Origin of the sequence: Streptomyces sp. NPDC092296 (genome assembly GCF_044755465.1) — a bacterium.
GTDB lineage: Bacteria > Actinomycetota > Actinomycetes > Streptomycetales > Streptomycetaceae > Peterkaempfera.
Window position 1 is genome coordinate 17,340 of the sequence record NZ_JBIVRB010000015.1, and the last position, 20,150, is coordinate 37,489.

Annotated in this window: 19 protein-coding genes; 15 read left to right on the forward strand and 4 right to left on the reverse strand. The window is 73.1% G+C overall.

What is annotated here, in order from left to right; translation table 11 throughout:
- The first annotated feature begins 108 nt into the window (after window positions 1-108).
- The 8 genes from ACIQGZ_RS24675 to ACIQGZ_RS24710 all read left to right on the forward strand — a co-directional run bounded on the left by ACIQGZ_RS24675 (window position 109) and on the right by ACIQGZ_RS24710 (window position 5,612).
- Complete coding sequence (locus tag ACIQGZ_RS24675; RefSeq protein WP_402605508.1) at window positions 109-348, forward strand: toxin-antitoxin system HicB family antitoxin; 240 nt, start codon at window positions 109-111, stop codon at window positions 346-348.
- Complete coding sequence (locus tag ACIQGZ_RS24680) at window positions 345-779, forward strand: fic family toxin-antitoxin system, toxin component (RefSeq protein WP_402605510.1); 435 nt, start codon at window positions 345-347, stop codon at window positions 777-779. The genes ACIQGZ_RS24675 and ACIQGZ_RS24680 overlap by 4 nt, the downstream gene beginning before the upstream one ends.
- Before the next feature lie 54 nt (window positions 780-833).
- A complete protein-coding gene (locus tag ACIQGZ_RS24685; protein ID WP_402605513.1) occupies window positions 834-1,682 on the forward strand; it encodes a putative RNA methyltransferase in 849 nt (282 codons plus the stop codon).
- A gap of 96 nt (window positions 1,683-1,778) precedes the next feature.
- On the forward strand, window positions 1,779-3,071 hold the full coding sequence (locus ACIQGZ_RS24690) for an AAA family ATPase (RefSeq protein WP_402605516.1): 1,293 nt from the start codon (window positions 1,779-1,781) through the stop codon (window positions 3,069-3,071).
- A gap of 34 nt (window positions 3,072-3,105) precedes the next feature.
- The gene (locus ACIQGZ_RS24695; RefSeq protein ID WP_402605519.1) at window positions 3,106-3,465 is read left to right on the forward strand and encodes a nucleotide pyrophosphohydrolase; all 360 of its coding nucleotides are present in this window, start codon (window positions 3,106-3,108) and stop codon (window positions 3,463-3,465) included.
- 181 nt (window positions 3,466-3,646) lie between these two features.
- Window positions 3,647-4,195 carry a DUF6099 family protein gene (locus ACIQGZ_RS24700; protein ID WP_402605522.1) on the forward strand — a complete coding sequence of 183 codons (549 nt, stop codon included), beginning with the start codon at window positions 3,647-3,649 and terminating at the stop codon, window positions 4,193-4,195.
- Between the two features lie 189 nt (window positions 4,196-4,384).
- The gene (locus tag ACIQGZ_RS24705) at window positions 4,385-5,218 is read left to right on the forward strand and encodes a hypothetical protein (RefSeq protein ID WP_402605524.1); all 834 of its coding nucleotides are present in this window, start codon (window positions 4,385-4,387) and stop codon (window positions 5,216-5,218) included.
- 97 nt (window positions 5,219-5,315) lie between these two features.
- On the forward strand, window positions 5,316-5,612 hold the full coding sequence (locus ACIQGZ_RS24710; RefSeq protein WP_402605527.1) for a DUF6191 domain-containing protein: 297 nt from the start codon (window positions 5,316-5,318) through the stop codon (window positions 5,610-5,612).
- 13 nt (window positions 5,613-5,625) lie between these two features.
- Here the strand turns inward: ACIQGZ_RS24710 and ACIQGZ_RS24715 are convergent, their stop codons facing one another.
- Window positions 5,626-6,261 carry an SMI1/KNR4 family protein gene (locus ACIQGZ_RS24715; protein ID WP_402605530.1) on the reverse strand — a complete coding sequence of 212 codons (636 nt, stop codon included), beginning with the start codon at window positions 6,259-6,261 and terminating at the stop codon, window positions 5,626-5,628.
- 85 nt (window positions 6,262-6,346) lie between these two features.
- Here ACIQGZ_RS24715 and ACIQGZ_RS24720 point away from each other — a divergent pair, with 85 nt between their 5' ends.
- Window positions 6,347-7,270, forward strand: coding sequence for an LLM class F420-dependent oxidoreductase (locus ACIQGZ_RS24720; RefSeq protein WP_402605533.1), 924 nt, complete (start codon window positions 6,347-6,349; stop codon window positions 7,268-7,270).
- 307 nt (window positions 7,271-7,577) lie between these two features.
- Here ACIQGZ_RS24720 and dapD read toward each other — a convergent pair whose 3' ends face one another.
- Window positions 7,578-8,567 (reverse strand): 2,3,4,5-tetrahydropyridine-2,6-dicarboxylate N-succinyltransferase, encoded by a 990-nt coding sequence (dapD, locus tag ACIQGZ_RS24725; protein WP_402605536.1) that lies wholly within the window; start codon window positions 8,565-8,567, stop codon window positions 7,578-7,580.
- A gap of 115 nt (window positions 8,568-8,682) precedes the next feature.
- Between dapD and ACIQGZ_RS24730 the strand changes: the two genes are divergently transcribed.
- The 4 genes from ACIQGZ_RS24730 to argF all read left to right on the forward strand — a co-directional run bounded on the left by ACIQGZ_RS24730 (window position 8,683) and on the right by argF (window position 15,318).
- Complete coding sequence (locus tag ACIQGZ_RS24730) at window positions 8,683-10,296, forward strand: 3' terminal RNA ribose 2'-O-methyltransferase Hen1 (RefSeq protein WP_402605538.1); 1,614 nt, start codon at window positions 8,683-8,685, stop codon at window positions 10,294-10,296.
- Window positions 10,293-12,899: a polynucleotide kinase-phosphatase gene (locus ACIQGZ_RS24735; RefSeq protein WP_402605541.1), complete on the forward strand. Its 2,607-nt coding sequence runs from the start codon at window positions 10,293-10,295 to the stop codon at window positions 12,897-12,899. Before ACIQGZ_RS24730 ends, ACIQGZ_RS24735 begins: the two co-directional genes overlap by 4 nt.
- A gap of 93 nt (window positions 12,900-12,992) precedes the next feature.
- Complete coding sequence (locus tag ACIQGZ_RS24740; protein WP_402605544.1) at window positions 12,993-14,234, forward strand: arginine deiminase; 1,242 nt, start codon at window positions 12,993-12,995, stop codon at window positions 14,232-14,234.
- Window positions 14,235-14,316: 82 nt separating this feature from the next.
- Entirely contained in the window at window positions 14,317-15,318 is a 1,002-nt protein-coding gene (gene argF / locus ACIQGZ_RS24745; protein ID WP_402605547.1) for an ornithine carbamoyltransferase, read from the forward strand.
- A 92-nt stretch (window positions 15,319-15,410) separates the two neighbouring features.
- On the opposite strand, the gene ACIQGZ_RS24750 is transcribed toward argF, so the two are convergent.
- Window positions 15,411-15,872 carry an ATP-binding protein gene (locus ACIQGZ_RS24750; protein ID WP_402605550.1) on the reverse strand — a complete coding sequence of 154 codons (462 nt, stop codon included), beginning with the start codon at window positions 15,870-15,872 and terminating at the stop codon, window positions 15,411-15,413.
- 108 nt (window positions 15,873-15,980) lie between these two features.
- The gene (locus ACIQGZ_RS24755; protein ID WP_402605552.1) at window positions 15,981-16,385 is read right to left on the reverse strand and encodes a type II toxin-antitoxin system VapC family toxin; all 405 of its coding nucleotides are present in this window, start codon (window positions 16,383-16,385) and stop codon (window positions 15,981-15,983) included.
- 396 nt (window positions 16,386-16,781) lie between these two features.
- Between ACIQGZ_RS24755 and acnA the strand changes: the two genes are divergently transcribed.
- Both acnA and ACIQGZ_RS24765 read left to right on the forward strand, forming a co-directional pair.
- Window positions 16,782-19,490, forward strand: a complete 2,709-nt coding sequence (gene acnA, locus ACIQGZ_RS24760) for an aconitate hydratase AcnA (RefSeq protein ID WP_402605554.1) — start codon at window positions 16,782-16,784, stop codon at window positions 19,488-19,490.
- A 177-nt stretch (window positions 19,491-19,667) separates the two neighbouring features.
- Window positions 19,668-20,039, forward strand: coding sequence for a hypothetical protein (locus ACIQGZ_RS24765; RefSeq protein WP_402605556.1), 372 nt, complete (start codon window positions 19,668-19,670; stop codon window positions 20,037-20,039).
- Window positions 20,040-20,150: the final 111 nt, after the last annotated feature.

Consider the following 20,150-nt stretch of genomic DNA (forward strand, 5'->3'; position numbering starts at 1 on the left):
GGTCCGGAGCAGTGTAACGACCGCCCCGCGCGGCCGAGCTGACGGTCACCCGGGGCGATCGGGACCGTACCCCTTGTTGTGCTAGCGGTCTGACGCTAGCGTCATGGTATGGCGAAGAAGCAGCTGAACGTACGGGTGGCGGAGTCCACGGCGGAGATGGCCCGGGAGCGGGCCGAGGCGCAGGGGATCAGCATGAACCAGTACATCGAGAAGCTGGTCCGGCAGGACATGGGGGAGACCGGCCGCGCCTTCGTGGACGCGGCGGCGCAGTTCATGAAGGAGTACGAGACGGCCTTCCTGGCGGAGTTCGGCGACCCGGCGGAGACAGCGAAGGGCGCACGGCGTTGAACGTACGCGTCGATCTGGCGTGGCTGCTGATGACCGCCGAGCAGTACACCCCCGGCGATCCCCAGGTCGCGGACTACGGATCGCTGCTCGCGGCGGTGGCCCGGCACCAGGCGGAGGTCTTCGACATCCCCGTCTACCCCGAACCGCAGGACCGCGCCGCCGCGCTGCTGCACCAGCTGATGCGGGCACCGGCGCTGGAGCGCTCCAACGAGCTCTTCGCCACCGCCGTCGCCTACGCCTACCTGGCGGCGGGCGGCGCCACGGTGGCCACCACCGCCCGCGAGGTGCGCGCCCTGGCCCGCGCGGTGCGCGAGGGCCGGCTCGGCGTGACCGGGATCGCGGAGCGCCTCGCCGCCTGGACCGTCAGCGACCCCGAGGCCGACGCTGCGGACGGCGGCGGCGACGGCGAGGAGAACGACGGCGAGGAGTGAGCCCGCCGCCGCCGTACGCTGGACCGTCGGGCTGGACGGCAAGGAAGCGGAACGGTGCTGCAGGACATCGCGGAATACCTGGTCTGCCCCCACTGCGGGGCGGACCTGGCACTGGACGACGGCCGGGCGCTGCGCTGCGCCGCCGGGCACTCCTTCGACGTGGCCCGCCAGGGCTACGCCAGCCTGCTGCCCGGCGACGCGCACACCGGCACCGGCGACACCGCCGCCATGGTGGCCGCCCGGGACGCCTTCCTGAGCGCGGGCCACTACGCCCCCATCGCCGGCGCGCTCGCCCAGGCGGCCGCCGACGCGCTGGACGGCGCCCCGGCCGGCGGCTGCGTCGCGGACCTCGGCGCGGGCACCGGCTACTACCTGGCGGCGGTGCTCGACCGGCTGCCGGGCCGCCCCGGCGCCGCGCTGGACATCTCCAAGTACGCCCTGCGCCGCGCCGCCCGCTCCCACCCCCGGGTGGGCGCCGTGGTCTGCGACGCCTGGCGGCCGCTGCCGCTGCGGGACGCCTCGGCCGCGCTGATGCTCAATGTCTTCGCGCCGCGCGGCGGCCCGGAGATCCGGCGGGTGCTGCGCCCCGGCGGCACCCTGCTGGTGGTCTCCCCGACCGGCCCCCACCTGCGGGAACTGGTCGGCCCGCTCGGACTGCTCTCGGTGGACGAGGACAAGGACCGCCGGATCGCGGAGAAGCTCGGCCCGCACCTCGCCCCGGGGGAGCGGCGCGAGGTGCGCTGGACGCTGACGCTCTCCCGCAGCGAGGCGGCGGCGCTGGTGGCCATGGGTCCCAGCGCCTGGCACACCGACCCGGAGCGGCTGGCCGGGCCGCTGGCGGCGCTGCCCGACCCGGTCGAGGTCACCGCAGCGGTCACCATTGCTGCGTACCAACGACTTTGACGCCACGTCAGCTTGTTTGCCGGGTCGGGACCCGTCGGGGTGAACGCCGCCCCGCAGGGACGTTTCGCCGGTCGGCGGCCCACTACCGTCCCCGGGATGAACAGCGACGTCATCCGGCCTTACATCGAGGAACTGCGGCTCCGGGCCTTCAAGTCCTACCAGCACGCCACCCTGCCGCTCGGCCCGCTCACCGTGCTGCACGGCCCCTCCGGCGCCGGGAAGTCCAACGCACTGGACGCCCTCGCGGTGCTCTCCCGGCTGGCGGGCGGCGCACCGGTCGCCCAGGCGCTGGAGGGCGGCAGGCCGGTGCGCGGGGGCGTGGCCGGGTGCGCCCCGCACGGGCGGGACGCCTTCGCCCTCGGGGTCACCCTGCGGACCGCCGCCGGCCCGGTACGGCTGGATGTCGCCGTCCGCACCGACGGCGGGGCGCGGATCGCCCGGGAGCGGCTGACCGGCGGCGGACGCGTCCTGTTGGAGACCGGCGAGCGGGACGCCGGGCGCGGCCGGACCAATGTCACCTGGCACAACGACAGCAGGCAGGGCGACATCCGGGCGCCGTTCGACGACGGCGGCCTGATCACCGCGCAGATCCCGCTGCGGGTGGCCGGCGCCTCGGCCGGGGAGCGCAAGGTGCTGGCCGCCGCCGAGCAGGTGCTCACCGCGCTCCGCGAGGTCTACACCGCCGACCCGGAGCCCCGGCTGATGCGCGGCTGGGCGACGGCCGACCCGGGGGCCCGGCTGGCCGGATCGGCGGCCAACATCTCGGCGGTGCTGGCCCGGATGCAGGGGGAGTGCCGCCACCGCTACGGCCGACTGGTCAGGGCGCTGCGGGCCGCCGCCCCGCACCCGCTGGCGGAGCTGGGCGTGCGGCGGCGCGCCGGTCGCGGCGGGGCGGACCGGGTGATGGCCTACTTCGACGAGGGGGTGCTCGGGCGCACCGCGCTGGACCGGGCGGCGGACGGGATGCTGCGCCACCTCGCCTTCGCGGCGGTGCTGCTGACCGGGGCGGATGTGCTGGACGTCGACCCGGCGGGGGAGGTGCCCTGGGAGCGGCGGCTGCTGACGGTGGCGGCCGAGGACCTGGGTGCGGGGCTGGCGCGCGGGCAGGTCGCGGAGCTGCTGCACCTGGCCCGGGACATGGCGGGCTCGGGGCACGCCCGGGTGCTCGCGGTGCTCCAGGACCCGGAGCCGGCCCGGAGGGTGGCGGCGGCGGAGCTGGTGGCCTGCGGCCGCGATCCGGTGACCGGGCTCAGCGTGCTGGTGCCGGAGGCGGTCCGGGTGCCGCCGCAGTCGGCGCGTGCGGCGGAGGGTGGCGGGCCGGGGCGGGTGGGGGTGCCGGTCGCGGGGGTGCCGGTCGCGGGGGGCGCGGGGGGCGCGGTGCCGGAGTAGGGCGGGGGCGGCTGGATGCGGTAGACCTGGTGCGGTGAACGAGGGAATCGATGAACTGCAGCGGCGTCTGGTGGAGTTCGCGGCGGCGCGCCGCTGGCAGCCGTACCACACGCCCAAGAACCTCACGGCGGCGCTGAGCGTGGAGGCAGGGGAGCTGCTGGAGATCTTCCAGTGGCTGACCCCGGAGCAGGCCGCCGCGGTGATGGACGATCCGCAGAGCGCGCACCGGGTCCGGGACGAGGTGGCCGATGTGCTGGCCTACCTGCTCCAGTTCTGCGCGGTGCTGGGGGTGGACCCGTTGGAGGCGCTGGCGGCCAAGATCGACCGCAATGAGCTGCGCTTCCCGCTGCCGGAGACGGACGGGCCGGTCGGCCCGCCCGCCAAAACCGGCTGAACATATCCGTACGGGTGTTCGGGGCGGCCTGCCGGACCGTTCCTGCTTCACTCGTACGGGGGATGCGGTTATCCACACCCCGGGGTTTGTCCACAGCCTCCGGCGGCATTCCGCCGCGCTCCGCTCCGACCGGGCACCGTTGCCTTCCGACAGGACACCCGGACGGGGAGGGAGTGGCGGGATGGACGCGCTGCGATTGGTCAGGTCCACCAGGCATGCGCTGGCCCAGGCGCGGAGTGTGCCCGAGGTGCTGGTGGAGGCGTGGCAGGCGTGCACGCTCATCGAGGCGGTCGGCGGCCGGCTGGCCCTGCACGGGGCGGAGCCGCTGCGGGGCGCGGGGCAACTGCTGGCCGAGGCCGGTGGCCAGGCCGGGGGCTGCCTGGACCGGCCGCCGGACGACTGGACGGGGTCCGGCAGGGCGGCGCGGCTCACCGAGCTGGACGCGGTCGGCGCCGTGCTGCGGGAGTTGCGCGGCCTGATCCACGAGACGGCCGAGGCGCTGATCATCATCGCCTGCGGCGCCGATACGGAGACGCTGTACTGGCAGTGCATCGACGCGGTCGACGCGGTGGCCGAGTGCAAGGACGTGGTCACCGAACTGCTGCGGGCCCTGCGGGAGGAGGCCGACCCGGCGGCGGCCGAGCAGCCGGGCGAGGGGTCCGCGGCGGCGGCGGTGCCGGTGCTGGTGGTGCCGCTGGAACCGCGCACCGCCGGTCCGGGGAGCGGGTAGTGGGCGGGCGGTCCGCTGCTTCGGCCCTGTCCGGGGCGGCAAGCGGGGTACGGTCGCGGGGCTCCGCCCGGCGTGGGCGGGCCGGTGCCGGGGTATCGGGCAGGACGGTGTGTCAGACAGGGCGGTGTGTCAGGCATGCCGTGTGCCAAGGGCGCTGCGGTCGGGCGCGGGAGATGGGGAGGGGTGGGCATGGCCAGGTCGGACGAGTGGCCGCCGGCCGAGGTGCGGGACCTCGCGGCGCGGCAGGGGCTGGGCGGGTTCCTCAGGACCGAGTCTGCGCCCCGGTTTCCAGCGAGCTGCGGGAGCCTGCTGCTCTGCGTGGCGCTGGCCGGGCCGGGGATCGGGCTGCTCCTGGCGGGCCGGGCGGTGCCGAGGGCGATCGGGGCGGTCCTGCTGCTGGCCGCCGTGGCCCTGGTCGTGCTCGGCATCAGGCGCGACGGGCGGGAGGAGCCCCGTACGGCCCGACTGCACTGCTACGAGCAGGGGTCGATACTGGCCCGTCCCGAGCAGGGCCTGGAGGTTCACCTCTGGCAGGAGGTGCTGCCCTACGAGTGGGTGGAGACCGGGCAGGGGAGCCAGGGCGGCGCCCGCGATCACCACCGGCTGCAACTGCGCACCGCAGCGGGCCGCGAGCTGTTCCGCTTCGCCGAGTACGACGTGGACCGGGTCGCCGACCTGGTGGCGGCCGTCGAGCTGCCGAGGGCCGGGGAGCGGATCGACCGGGGGGAGGCGGTCGGCTACGGCCGGTTCACGCTCACCGGGTCCGCGCTCACCGTCGACGGCGACAGCCACCCGTGGGAGCGGGTGCACTCCGTCGAGCCGGGCCGCTCGACGGTGGAGGTGTTCCTGCGCGGGCGGGTCCGGCCGGTGGTCGCCGTACCGGCGGCGGAGACGCCGCATCTGCGGACTCTGCTGGCACTGGTGGAGCAGCAGGTGGCGCTGCATCCGGCGCCGCAGCCGCCGCCGGGTCGGGGCGGTCCGACGGGCGGTCCCGTCCGGCCGGTGCGCCGGCTCGGACGGTAACCGGGGAACCGGGCCGCAGCACCGCCCGTTGCCATGTCAGTCCACGGTCGCCGTCAGGCCGCAGTCGCTGGGGGGAACCACGATGTTTTTCTGGGCCATGAGCATTCCCGGGCTGGTCTGCCTGCTCAGCCTGCTCGCGTTGGTCGATCAGCTGGCGCTGCGAGCGGGCAGGTCCCGGTGGATTCCCTGGCGGGGCACCGGCCGGGAGGGGCAGATCTCCGCCACGGGCTTCGAGCAACTGCACGCGACCTTCTCCGCGGGGAAGCAGCATGAGCTGGACGAGCGCAAATCGAGCCTGCTGATACGCGACGAGGAGGGTGACGGCGCACCGCCGCGCACCCGGGTGGATCTCGACGGCGGTCGCGCCGTGATCCGCCTGCCGCACAGCGGGTAGCGGGCCGGGGATCTCAGCCGGGCCGGCCGGCCCGAGCCCTGGCCTCCGGGCCCCAGGGGCGCGGCTCGGCGGAAGTCTCCCCGGCCGCTGGACGCTCGTCGTCGCTGTCGTCGTCCGACCAGTCGTCGTCCGCGTCGGGGCCGTTGTACCAGCCGCCACCGGAGAGGGAGGTCTCCAGCCAGTCCGCGAGGCTGTCCGCGTCGAGGAACCAGGCGCCCGACCAGTCGTCCCCGACCGCGTTGGGCTCGAACAGCAGGACGGTGCCCTCGGGGCTGCGGCAGTCCACACAGGCGAGCATCCCGCAACCCCAGGTCAGAAAGGGCACCACGCCCTCCGGCCAGAACCAGTCCTCGTCCGCCGGGTCGACCGCGCCCGGCCCGGGGTACGCGGCCGTCAGCGGGCCCTCGGTCCGGTCCGGGCCGCCGTCCTTGTCGGTGCCGAGCCGGAAGAAGCCGTACCCGGGGCCGAAGCCCCCGTCGGCCACCTCCCGGTAGAGCCGGGCGAGGAGCGGGTGCAGCGGCAGGCCCAAGGCGGCCTCGGCAGCGGCCAACTCCGGTGCGGAGACCGGCGGCGGCAGGTCGGGGCAGCGTTTGGCGGCCCGCTCCCTGACGCGGCGGATGAGGTCGTCGTGGCGGTGGATGTCGTCCATGGGCGAATCATGGCGTGCACCGCCGACATCGAAGGCACGGGTGCTACGCAAGCGCCGTGCGGGCACTCGTAGCAGGATAGGGACCATGGATCTTCGTATTTTCACTGAGCCCCAGCAGGGCGCTTCCTACGACACCCTGCTGCGGGTCGCCAAGGCGACCGAGGCGCTCGGCTTCGACGCCTTCTTCCGCTCCGACCACTACCTGAAGATGGGCGACGGGGACGGCCTGCCCGGCCCCACCGATGCCTGGATCACCCTCGCCGGGCTGGCCCGGGAGACCGAGCGCATCCGGCTCGGCACGCTGATGACCGCCGGGACCTTCCGGCTGCCCGGCGTCCTCGCCATCCAGGTGGCGCAGGTCGACGCGATGAGCGGCGGGCGCGTCGAGCTGGGCCTGGGGGCCGGCTGGTTCGCGGAGGAGCACGCCGCGTACGGCATCCCGTTCCCCAAGGAGAAGTTCGGCCGACTGGAGGAACAGCTGGCGATCATCACCGGGCTGTGGGAGACCAAGGTCGGGGAGACCTTCGACTTCGACGGCACCTACTACCAGCTCAAGGACTCCCCGGCGCTGCCCAAGCCGCTCCAGCAGCAGATCCCGGTGCTGATCGGCGGCGTCGGCGCCAAGCGCACCCCGGCGCTGGCGGCCCGCTACGCCAGCGAGTTCAACCTGCCGTTCGTGTCGGTGGAGCAGAGCCGGGAGCAGATCGGCCGGGTACGGGAGGCCGCGCAGCAGCACGGGCGCGGCGCGGACGACCTGGTGTACTCCAACGCGCTGGTCGCCTGTGTCGGCAAGGACGACGCCGAGGTCGCACGGCGGGCTGCCGCCATCGGCCGCGAGGTGGCCGAGCTGAAGGAGAACGGCCTGGCCGGTACGCCGGACGAGGTCGTGGCGAAGATCGGCCGCTATGCCGAGGCGGGTGCGAGCCGGTTCTACTTCCAGATCCTGGACCTGGATGACCTCGACCACCTGGAGCTGATCTCCTCCCGGGTGGCGCCGCAGCTGGGCTGACCGGTCGGCGGACGGCTCCCGGCCCTGCCCTGTGCCGGGTCCGGGAGCCGATACCGGCGGCCCAGGTTAGCCGGTCAGCTCATGGATCAGCCATCGGCGGGTGTCGAAGGCCGCTCGGGCGTGCGGTCGGCGGTCGGCAGCGCGGCGGCGGACCGGGCCTTCGGCCTGCTGGAGTCGGACCTCGCAGCCGACCGGTGAGCCGGACACCCGCGTGAGCCGGGCACCCGTGCCGGACGGGCCCGGACGGCACTCGGCCCCGGCCCCGCAGCAGGCGGGACCGGGGCCGGGGTGGACTCGGCCGACGGTGTCAGTTGTGCGCGTGCAGCTCCGCGTTGAGTCCGCCCCAGGAGCCGGAGCGGGCGTGCACCTCGACCGCGCCGGTCTGCGAGTTGCGGCGGAAGAGCAGGTTGTCCTGGCCGGACAGCTCCACGGCCTTGACCACCTTGCCGTCCGGCAGCGCGACCCGGGTGCCCGCCGTGACGTACAGACCCGCCTCTACCACGCAGTCGTCACCGAGCGCGATACCGATACCGGCGTTGGCGCCCAGCAGGCAGCGCTCGCCCACCGACACGATCTGCTTGCCGCCGCCGGACAGCGTCCCCATGATCGAGGCGCCACCGCCGATGTCGCTGTGGTCACCGACCACCACACCGGCGCTGATCCGGCCCTCGACCATCGAGGTGCCCAGCGTACCGGCGTTGAAGTTGACGAAGCCCTCGTGCATCACGGTGGTCCCGGCCGCGAGGTGGGCGCCGAGACGCACCCGGTCGGCGTGCGCGATACGCACCCCGCCGGGGGTGACGAAGTCGGTCATCCTCGGGAACTTGTCGATCCCGTACACCGCCAGCTGGCCGCCCTCGGCGCGCACCGCGAGCCTGGCCCGCTCGACCTGCTCCACCTGCGTCGCGCCGATGCTGGTCCAGGCGATGTTGGGCAGCAGGCCGAAGATGCCGTCCAGGTTCTGGCCGTGCGGCCGCACCAGACGGTGGCTCAGCAGGTGCAGCCGCAGATAGACGTCATGGGTGTCCAGCGGCTTGTCGTCCAGCGAGGAGATGGCGGTACGCACGGCGACCACCCGGACCGCGCGGCGCGGGTCCGGGCGCTGTGCCTGCGCGGCGCCCTCGCCCAGCTCGGCGACGGCCTCCTCGGCGGACAGCCGCACGGTGCCCGCCGGGCCGGGCTCGTCGGTGAGCCGGGGCGCGGGGAACCAGGTGTCCAGCACGGTGCCGTCGTCGGCGATGGTCGCGAGACCGGCGGCGACAGCGCCGCTCCGGGGGGATGCAGATTCAGTCGTCACACCGTGCACGCTAGCCAATCCGGCGCTCCGATGCAGAACCGGACCACCGGCCGGACGGCCCGAGCGGCCGCAAAACGTGGTGCGCCCGGCCGACCGGCCCCGCGATACTCGCCCTGTGTTCCTGACGATCAGCACCTTCGGCACCACCGAGCGCCCGGCCACCGACCTGGGATACCTGCTGCACAAGCACCCCGGCAAGGCCCAGCGCTTCGCCACCGCCTATGGCGACGCCCATGTCTTCTACCCCGAGGCGACCGACGAGGCCTGCACGGCCGCGCTGCTGCTGGACGTCGACCCGATCGCCCTGGTCCGGTGCAGCAGGGGCAAGGGCCGTGGCGGCGCGCCCGCAGCGGCCACCGAGGCGGCTTCGCCGGCCCAGTACGTCAACGACCGCCCCTATGCGGCCTCCTCACTGCTCGCGGTCGCGCTGCGCACGGTCTTCGCCAGCGCACTGCGGGGCCGCTGCGAGGCCCGCCCCGAGCTGGTCGCGACCCCCCTCCCGCTGCGGATCGCCGTCCCGGCGCTGCCCGCGCGGGCGGGCGGCGAGCGGAGCGGCCCCGAGCTGGTCCGCGCCCTGTTCGAACCGCTCGGCTGGCAGGTCGACGCGGAACCGCTGCCGCTGGACACGGCCTTCCCGGAGTGGGGCGACTCCCGCTACGTACGGGCGGAGCTGACCGGCACCCTGCGGCTGGCCGACGCCCTCCAGCAGCTGTACGTCCTGCTGCCGGTGCTGGACGACGCCAAGCACTACTGGGTCGCGCCGGACGAGGTGGACAAGCTGCTGCGCGCCGGTGAGGGCTGGCTCGCCGGACACCCCGAGCGGACGCTGATCACCGACCGCTACCTGTCCCGTCGCCGATCGCTCACCCGGAGCGCCATGGAGCGGCTGGAGCTGGCCAGGCTCGCCGAGGCCGACGACCGCGAGGCCGAGGAGATCGACAACGCGGTGACCGAGGACGCGGTGACCGAGGACGCGGTGGCCGACGGCGCCACCCCAGACGACACCGCCGGCACCCCCAGTCCCGAGGCCGACGCGCCGGACAGGCCCGCGCCGCTCGCCGTGCAGCGCCGGGCCGCCATCCTGGACGCCCTGCGCGAGCACGGCGCCACTCGGGTGCTGGACCTAGGCTGCGGCCAGGGCCAGCTGGTCGCGGCTCTGCTGAAGGAGGCCCGGATCACCGAGGTCGTCGGCCTGGACGTGTCCGCCCGCGCCCTGTCGATCGCCGCCCGGCGGCTGCACCTGGACCGGATGTCCGAGCGGCAGGCCGCCCGGGTGAAGCTGCTCCAGGGCGCGCTGACCTACACCGACACCCGCCTCACCGGCTATGACGCCGCCGTGCTCTGCGAGGTGATCGAGCATGTCGACCCGCCCCGGCTGCCGGCGCTCGAACACGCCGTACTGGGCGCCGCCCGCCCCGGCACCGTCGTGGTCACCACGCCCAACGCGGAGTACAACGTCCGCTGGGAGTCGCTGCCCGCCGGGCAGCTGCGCCACGCCGACCACCGCTTCGAGTGGGACCGCGCCCGGTTCCGCGCCTGGGCCAGGCAGGCGGCCGACCGCTACGGCTACGCCGTGGAGTTCCGCCCGGTGGGCCCCGACGACCCCGAGGTAGGCCCACCGACCCAGCTCGCACTGTTCACCGCCCAGGCGACCACCGCAGCCACCACCCCGGGCACCAGCGCAGAGACCACCACCGCCCACGTCCCGGAAGGGGGCGACCACCGATGACCGGCACCGCAGCCCCGCACACCGCAGCCCCCGCCCGCCGCCTGGCCATACCCGACCTCTCCCTGGTGGTACTGGTCGGCACCACCGGCGCCGGCAAGTCCAGCTTCGCCCGCAAGCACTTCCTGCCCACCCAGGTCGTCTCCTCCGACGCCTGCCGAGGGCTGGTCGCCGACGACGAGAACGACCAGTCGGCCTCCCACGACGCCTTCGACGTGCTGCACTACATCGCCGGCAAGCGCCTCACCGCCGGCCGGCTCACCGTGGTGGACGCCACCAACGTCCAGCCCGAGTCCCGCCGCCGGCTCGTCCGCCTCGCCCGCGAGCACGACGTGCTGCCGGTCGCGATCGTGCTGGACGTGCCGCAGCACATCTGCGCCGAGCGCAACGCCGCCCGCCCCGACCGCCGCGACATGGGCGACCACGTCATCCCCCGCCAGCAGCGCGAGCTGCGCCGCTCGCTGAAGTCGTTGGAACGGGAGGGCTTCCGCAAGGTCCACATCCTGCGCGGACCCGCCGAGATCGAGTCGGCCGAGATCGAGTACGAGAAGCGCTACAACGACCTGACCCACCGCACCGGACCGTTCGACATCGTCGGTGACATCCACGGCTGCCGCGCCGAACTGGAGACCCTGCTCACCCGCCTCGGCTACGCCCTGGAGCGCGACGCCGCCGGCCGCCCGGTCGGCGCCGCCCACCCGCAGGGCCGCACCGCCGTCTTCGTGGGCGACCTGGTCGACCGTGGCCCGGACACCCCCGGCGTGCTGCGCCTGGTCATGGGGATGACCGCCGCCGGCACCGCGATCTGCGTGCCCGGCAACCACGAGAACAAGCTCGGCCGCGCCCTGGACGGCAAGCGGGTCACCGCCAACCACGGCCTCCAGGAGTCGCTGGACCAGCTGGCCGCCGAACCCGAGGAGTTCCGCACCGCCGTCCGCGCCTTCATCCGCAGCCTGGTCAGCCACTACCTGCTGGACGGCGGCCGGCTGGTGGTCTGCCACGCCGGGCTGCCGGAGAAGTACCACGGCCGCACCTCCGGCCGGGTCCGCTCCTTCGCCCTGTACGGCGACACCACCGGCGAGACCGACGAGTACGGCCTGCCGGTCCGCTACCCGTGGGCCGAGGAGTACCGGGGCCGCGCTCTGGTGGTCTACGGCCACACCCCGGTCCCCACCGTGTCCTTCCTCAACAACACCATCTGCCTGGACACCGGCTGCGTCTTCGGCGGCACCCTCACCGCGCTGCGCTACCCCGAGCGCGAGCTGGTCTCCGTCGCCGCCGAGCAGCAGTGGTACGCCCCCGTACGCCCGCCGGCCGCCGCCGCGCCCGGCGCCCGCGAGGGCCGCCCGCTGGCCCTGGCGGACGTGGCCGGGCGCCGGGTGGTGGAGACCGCCCACCACGGCCGGGTCACCGTCCGGGAGGAGAACGCCGCCGCCGCGCTGGAGGTGATGAGCCGGTTCGCGATCGACCCCCGGCTGCTCGCCTACCTGCCGCCCACCATGGCGCCGTCCCCGACCTCCCGCCGCGACGGCTACCTGGAGCACCCCGAGGAGGCGTTCGCCGCCTACCTCGCGGACGGGGTGCGCCAGGTGATCTGCGAGGAGAAGCACATGGGCTCCCGCGCCGTGGTGCTGGTCTGCCGCGACCCGGCCACTGCCGAGAAGCGCTTCGGCGTCGCGGACGGCACCGCCGGCGCCGTCTGGACCCGCACCGGCCGCGCCTTCCTGGACGACGCGGACCTCACCACCCGGCTGCTGGACCGGCTGCGCGCCGCCGCCGAGCAGACCGGCCTCTTCGGCGAGCTGGGCAGCGACTGGCTGCTGCTGGACGCCGAGCTGATGCCCTGGTCGCTCAAGGCGTCCGGCCTGCTGCGCCGGCAGTACGCGGCAGTCGGCGCCGCCGCAGCGGCCGCGTTGCCCACCGCGCTCGCGGCGCTGGAGCAGGCCGCCGCCCGGGGCGTCCCCGACCTGGGCGAGCTGACCGCCCATCAGCGGGAGCGGTCCGCCGACGCCGCCGCCTTCACCGAGGCGTACCGCCGCTACTGCTGGCCGACCGACGGCCTGGACGGCATCCGGCTGGCCCCCTTCCAGCTGCTCGCCGCCGAGGGCGCCAACCTCGCCGTACAGCCCCACGACCGCCAGCTGGCCCTGATCGACCGGCTGGTAGCCGCCGACGCCGCCCACCCCGGCGGCCCGGTGCTGCACCCCACCGCCCGGCTGCTGGTGGACACCGCCGACCCGGAGTCGGTCGCGGCCGGCGCCGCCTGGTGGGAGGAGCTGACCGGCGCGGGCGGCGAGGGCATGGTGGTCAAGCCGCTGGCCTCGCCGGTCCGTACCGAGAGCGGCCGACTGGTGCAGCCGGGCGTCAAGGTGCGCGGCCGGGAGTATCTGCGGATCATCTACGGCCCGGACTACACCCGCCCGGCCCAGTTGGACCGGCTGCGCTCCCGCACGCTGGGCCACAAGCGCTCGCTGGCACTGCGTGAGTACGCGCTCGGGCTGGAGGCGCTGGACCGGCTCGCGGCGGGCGAACCGCTCTGGCGGGTGCACGAGGCGGTCTTCGCGGTGCTGGCCCTGGAGTCGGAACCGGTCGACCCCCGGCTCTGAACGCCCGCGCCGCCCCGGTTCCATGATCACTTGCCCGGGGTACGGGTGAGGTGCGGCCACCGCCGCACCTCACCCTCCCCGGGAGGACGATCCATGGGCTACCACGTCGCATCCGAGGCCGGCCGGCTTCGGCAGGTGATCCTGCACCGCCCCGACCTGGAGCTGAAGCGGCTCACCCCGACCAACAAGGACGAGCTGCTCTTCGACGACGTGCTCTGGGTGCGCCGCGCCCAGGAGGAGCACGACGGCTTCGCCGCCCTGCTGCGCGAGCGGGGCGTACGGGTGCACCTCTTCAGCGACCTGCTCAGCGACACCCTGGCCGTCCCCGAGGCCAAGCGGCTGGTGCTGGACCGGGTCTTCGACGAGAAGGAGCACGGCCCACTGGCCACCTCCCACCTGCGGGAGTTCTTCGAGGACCTGCCGGCCGAGGAGCTGACGTCGCTGCTGGTCGGCGGGATGACCAAGCGTGAGTTCCTGGAGCGGGCCAAGGAGCCCACCTCGGTCCGGTTCCACGTCATGGACCTGGACGACTTCCTGCTGGCGCCGCTGCCCAACCACCTCTTCACCCGGGACACCTCCTGCTGGGTGTACGACGGGGTGAGCATCAACGCCATGCGGATGCGCGCCCGCCGCCGCGAGACGGTGCACTTCGAGGCCGTCTACCGCTACCACCCGGCCTTCGCGGGCCGCTATGACGCCCCCGGCGGCTTCCGGGTCTGGTCCCGTGGTGAGCACGACTACCCGTCCACCATCGAGGGTGGCGACGTCCTGGTCATCGGCAACGGTGCCGTCCTGATCGGGATGAGCGAGCGCACCACCCCGCAGGCCGTCGAACTCCTCGCCCATGAACTCTTCCGGGCCGGCTCCGCCCGCCGCATCGTGGCGCTGGACATGCCCAAGACCCGGGCCTTCATGCACCTGGACACCGTGATGACCATGGTCGACGGCGACACCTTCACCAAGTACGCGGGCCTCGGCATGCTGCGCTCGTACACCATCGAGCCCGGCGACGGGCCCGAGGAGCTGCGGGTCACCGACCACGCGCCGGAGCAGATGCACAATGCCATCGCCGCCGCGCTGGGGCTGGACTCGGTCCGGGTACTCACCGCCGTGCAGGACGTGCACGCCGCCGAGCGGGAGCAGTGGGACGACGGCTGCAATGTGCTGGCCGTCGAGCCGGGGGTGGTGATCGCCTATGAGCGCAATGTCACCACCAACACCCATCTGCGCCGCAACGGCATCGAGGTGATCACCATCAGCGGCAGCGAGCTGGGCCGGGGCCGGGGCGGTCCGCGCTGCATGAGCTGCCCGGTCGAGCGGGACCCGATCGGCTGAGCCGGCTGCATAATCATGCCGTTATTCGTATATGCTTCCTGACTTCATCACTTCGTCGCCCCGCGTCACCCAGGAGCCCGGCATGGCCTTCAACCTTCGCAACCGGCACTTCCTCAAGGAAGTGGACTTCACTCCGCAGGAGTTCCGCTTCCTGGTCGACCTGTCGGCGCAGTTGAAGGCGGCCAAGTACGCCGGCACCGAGCAGCCCCGGCTGCGCGGCAAGAACATCGCCCTGATCTTCGAGAAGACCTCCACCCGCACCCGCTGCGCCTTCGAGATCGCCGCCCACGACCAGGGCGCGACCACCACCTATCTGGACCCGGTGGGCTCCCAGATCGGGCACAAGGAGTCCATCAAGGACTCCGCCCGGGTGCTCGGCCGGATGTTCGACGGCATCGAGTACCGGGGCCACGGCCAGGAGATCGTGGAGGAGCTGGCCGCCCACGCCGGAGTCCCGGTCTGGAACGGGCTCACCGACGAGTGGCACCCCACCCAGATGCTCGCCGACCTGCTCACCATCAGGGAGCACACCACCAAGCCGCTGGACCGGGTGGCCCTGGCCTACCTCGGGGACGCCCGCTTCAACATGGGCAACTCGCTGCTGGTCACCGGTGCGCTGCTCGGGCTCGACATCCGGATCGTCGCTCCCGAGCGGCTCTGGCCGTGCAAGGAGGTGCAGGAGCAGGCCCAGGAGCTGGCGGACGCCTCCGGCGCGCGGATCACGCTCACCGAGGACGTCGCGGCGGGGGTGCGCGGCGTCGACTTCCTCTACACCGACGTCTGGGTCTCCATGGGCGAGCCCAAGGAGGTCTGGGCCGAGCGCATCGAGCTGCTGAAGCCGTACCAGATCTCCATGGCGACCATCGCGGCCACCGGCAACCCCGCTGTGAAGTTCCTGCACTGTCTGCCCGCCTACCACGACCTGGGCACCGAGATCGGCCGGCAGCTGCACGGCGTCACCGGGATGGCGGAGCTGGAGGTCACCGACGAGGTCTTCGAGTCGTCGTACTCCATCGTCTTCGACCAGGCCGAGAACCGGCTGCACACCATCAAGGCCGTGCTGGTCGCCACGCTGGGGAGCTGAGCTGAGCTGAGTTGACTGGGCGGGCTGGGCTGGGCTGACTGGGCTGGGCTGGGCTGAGCTGATCGGGCTGGGCGGGCCGGAACCGGGCGGGGTCAGGCCGGTTCCAGCAGGCACCAGACGGCCTTGCCGTGCGAGGTCGTCCGGATGCCGGCCCGGTCCGCGACCGACCGGATGATCAGCAGGCCGCGGCCGTCCTCCGCCGGTTCGCCGGTGGAGACGGCCATCGCCGCCGCCCGCAGCAGGTCCTCCAGGTCCAGTTCCAGCGGCTCCCCGTCGCACACCTCGATCCGGAAGCCCTGGTCCTCCCAGTCGAGCACCAGCTCCACGCCGAGGTCGCCCCGGGTGTGCTCCAGGGCGTTGGCCACCAGCTCCGTGGTGGCCAGCGAGGCGGCGAAGGAGTCCACCGGGTCCCCGAGGCTGTGCAGCACCTGGAGCACGACGGCTCGGGCCAGCGGGACCGAGTCGGCCTCGTGCGGCAGTGCCAGTGACCATGACCGCCCCTGCGCGGCCCCCGGGCGCGACCCTCGGGTCGCGCTCCTCGCCTGGTCGGTCATGACCGTGGGACTCCTCTCCGCTGGTCGGCGGGTCCTCATCTGGCGCGTACCCGTCCCGTCCCGCGCTCACGCCCCGCACGGACCCGGTCACCGGTCGGCCGTCACCCGTCAGCCGGCCGGTGCGATGCCCCGGATCGGGCAGCGGGGTCCGGGCGCGCGCATCAGCCGCAGGTCGGCGGTGACCAGTGGGGCGTCCAGCAGCTCGGCGACGGCGACATAGGCGGCGTCGTCCGGGGTCAGATTGTCCTTGAGCTGCCAGATCCGCTCCAGCAGCGGTTCCACGCCGACCTTGCGCAGCGGCAGCCCGCGCAGCCGCTCCGCGACCCCGGTCACCTCCGCCGAGGTCAGCTGCCCGGCGAGGTACAGCCCGCGCAGCGACTGCATCACCTCCACGGTGATGTGCTCCGGCGCCGCCCACTCCGCGTCCCTGGCCAGCTCGGTCCGCGCCGCCTCGCCGCGCTCGTCGCGGTCGGCCAGTGCGAGGACCAGGGCGGATGCGTCCACAACGATCACGGGTGCGGCCTCCTGGCCCTGCGGTCGTGCTACCGGACTCTGCCGTCCGCATTATCGCGGGTGCCCCTGCGGGTTCCGTCCTGGCTGGTGGGTTCCGTCCGGCCGGCGGGTTCCGTCTGCCTGGCGGGTTCCGTCCGGCGGGGCGGGGGTGAACCGGCTCCGGCTGGAAAGGAGTGCCACGCGGCTGCCTTGGGGCATGCCTGTCGTCGCTCTCACCGCAGCCATGCACTATGGTTTATCTCGACATCGAGATATCCGCCGAGAGGCGCACTCCGGCCCCCGAAAACCGGTGGGAAGACCGACTTAGGTTCACCTTACCAAGAGACCGGTCGGCCGGGTCGGCCAGGATGGCGTGGTCAGGATCGCGTGGCCACACGCACCAAGAAGGAGACAGTCGTGTCCGCGAACAGCTTCGACGCCCGCAGTCCGCTGCAGGTCGGCGACGAGTCGTACGAGATCTTCAAGCTGTCCGCCGTCGAGGGTTCCGAGCGGCTTCCGTACAGCTTGAAGATCCTGCTGGAGAACCTGCTCCGCACGGAGGACGGCGCGAACATCACCGCCGACCACATCCGCGCCCTCGGCGGCTGGGACCAGAACGCCGAGCCGAGCCAGGAGATCCAGTTCACGCCCGCCCGCGTGATCATGCAGGACTTCACCGGTGTGCCGTGCGTCGTCGACCTCGCCACCATGCGCGAGGCCGTCAAGGAGCTCGGCGGCGACCCGTCCCGGATCAACCCCCTCGCGCCGGCCGAACTGGTCATCGACCACTCCGTCATCGCGGACAAGTTCGGCACCCGGGACGCCTTCAGCCAGAACGTCGAGATCGAGTACGGCCGCAACCGCGAGCGGTACCAGTTCCTGCGCTGGGGCCAGACCGCCTTCGACGAGTTCAAGGTCGTCCCGCCCGGCACCGGCATCGTCCACCAGGTGAACATCGAGCACCTGGCCCGCACCGTGATGGTCCGCGGCGGCCAGGCGTACCCCGACACCTGCGTCGGCACCGACTCGCACACCACCATGGTCAACGGCCTGGGCGTGCTCGGCTGGGGCGTCGGCGGCATCGAGGCGGAGGCGGCCATGCTCGGCCAGCCGGTCTCCATGCTCATCCCGCGCGTGGTCGGCTTCAAGCTGAACGGCCAGCTCCCGGCCGGCGCCACCGCCACCGACCTGGTGCTCACCATCACCGAGATGCTGCGCAAGCACGGTGTGGTCGGCAAGTTCGTGGAGTTCTACGGCGAGGGCGTCGGCTCGGTGCCGCTGGCCAACCGCGCCACCATCGGCAACATGTCGCCGGAGTTCGGCTCCACCTGCGCGATCTTCCCGATCGACCAGGAGACGGTCAGCTACCTGCGGCTGACCGGCCGCTCCGAGCAGCAGCTGGCGCTGGTCGAGGCGTACGCCAAGGAGCAGGGCCTGTGGCACGACCCGGCCCGTGAGCCGGTGTACTCCGAGTACATCGAGCTGGACCTGGCCACCATCGTCCCCTCGATCGCCGGCCCCAAGCGCCCGCAGGACCGGGTCGTGCTGGCCGAGGCCGCCGAGCGGTTCCGCACCGCCGTGCGCGACTACATCACCAACGACGACGAGGCCGGCAAGGAGTCCTTCCCCGCCTCCGACTCCCCGGCCGACGGCAACGGCATCTCCAAGCCGGCCCAGGTGACCGCCCCCGACGGCACGGTCTACGAGATCGACAACGGCGCGGTCGTGATCGCCTCGATCACCTCCTGCACCAACACCTCCAACCCCTCGGTGATGCTCGGCGCCGCCATCCTGGCCAAGAAGGCCGTGGAGAAGGGCCTGCACGCCAAGCCGTGGGTCAAGACCACCCTCGCCCCCGGGTCGAAGGTCGTCATGGACTACTACGAGAAGGCCGGCCTGACTCCGTACATGGAGAAGCTGGGCTTCAACCTGGTCGGCTACGGCTGCGTCACCTGCATCGGCAACTCCGGCCCGCTGCCGGAGGAGGTCTCCGCCGCCGTCAACGAGCACGACCTGGCGGTCGTCTCGGTGCTCTCCGGCAACCGCAACTTCGAGGGCCGCATCAACCCGGACGTCAAGATGAACTACCTGGCGTCCCCGCCGCTGGTGGTCGCCTACGCCATCGCCGGCTCGATGAACGTCGACATCACCCGCGACGCGCTGGGCACCGACCCCGACGGCAACCCGGTCTACCTGTCGGACATCTGGCCGACCGAGCAGGAGATCGCGGACACCATCGCGGCCTCCATCGACCAGGACATGTTCACCAAGGACTACTCGGACGTCTTCGCCGGCGACCACCGCTGGCAGTCGCTGCCGATCCCGACCGGCGACACCTTCGAGTGGGCCGCCGAGTCCACCTATGTGCGCAAGCCCCCGTACTTCGAGGGCATGGCCAAGGAGCCGAGCCCGGTCACCGACATCGCCGGCGCCCGGGTGCTGGCCAAGCTGGGCGACTCGGTCACCACCGACCACATCTCCCCGGCCGGCAACATCAAGCCCGGCACCCCGGCCGCGCAGTACCTCACCGAGCACGGTGTGGAGAAGCGCGACTTCAACTCCTACGGTTCCCGCCGCGGCAACCACGAGGTGATGATCCGGGGCACCTTCGCCAACATCCGGCTGCGCAACCAGATCGCGCCGGGCACCGAGGGCGGCTACACCCGGGACTTCACCCAGGAGGGCGCGCCGGTCGCCTTCATCTACGACGCCTCGCAGAACTACCAGGCCGCCGGCGTCCCGCTGGTGATCCTGGCGGGCAAGGAGTACGGCTCCGGCTCGTCCCGTGACTGGGCGGCCAAGGGCACCGCGCTGCTGGGCGTCAAGGCCGTCATCGCGGAGTCCTACGAGCGCATCCACCGCTCCAACCTGATCGGCATGGGCGTGCTGCCGCTCCAGTTCCCGGCCGGCGCCTCGGCGCTCAGCCTGGGGCTGACCGGTGAGGAGACCTTCGAGATCACCGGCGTCACCGCGCTCAACGACGGCGGCATCCCGGAGACGGTCCACGTCAAGGCGGGCGAGATCGAGTTCGACGCCAAGGTGCGGATCGACACCCCCGGTGAGGCGGACTACTACCGCAACGGCGGCATCCTGCAGTACGTGCTGCGCTCGCTGATCCGGAAGTAACCTTTCGCCCCCGCGCAAGCCCGACGGCCGGGCCGCGACCCCCTGAACCGGGGGTCGTGGCCCGGCCGCTTCGCTGTGCGGGGCCAGGCGGTGTCCTGAGTCGAAGGCGGTCGGGACCGCTCGCCGGCCGAAGATCAAGAGTGCATTTTCGGCCATACTCCGCGCATAATCGAATACATGTACGAAGCTGCCACACCGCCGGGCTGGCCCAGGGAGGTCAGGCCGCCGGGCGCCCCCGGGTGGGAGCGCTCGGCGGTCGTCTGGCTGTACGACCTGTGCCCGGCCGAGTACCGCCGCTATCCGCTGCTCTCCCGGCACCCGGTGCTGCTGGCCCGGCTCGCCCGGCAGGAGGCGGAGTCCTCGCTGCACGCCGCCCGCCGGGGCTGGTCGACCGCCCGGGTGGACCTGAGGGGCCAGGTGGAGCCGCAGGTCGTCGAGGAACTGCTCGGGGTGTACGCCAAGGAGGGGCCACGGTTGGCCGCCCTGACCCGCAGTGTCCAGCTGGTGGCCGAGGCGCTGGCCGGGGTGCGCTGGCGGCCCCGGCTCTGAGCTGGGCGGTTCCGGCGGATTCCGGTGTCGGGACCCCGCTTCCGCAGCCCCGGTTCTGGGCCCTGATTCCGGGACTCGGGGGAAGTCCTGGGGCCACTGGGGTGCTTGGGT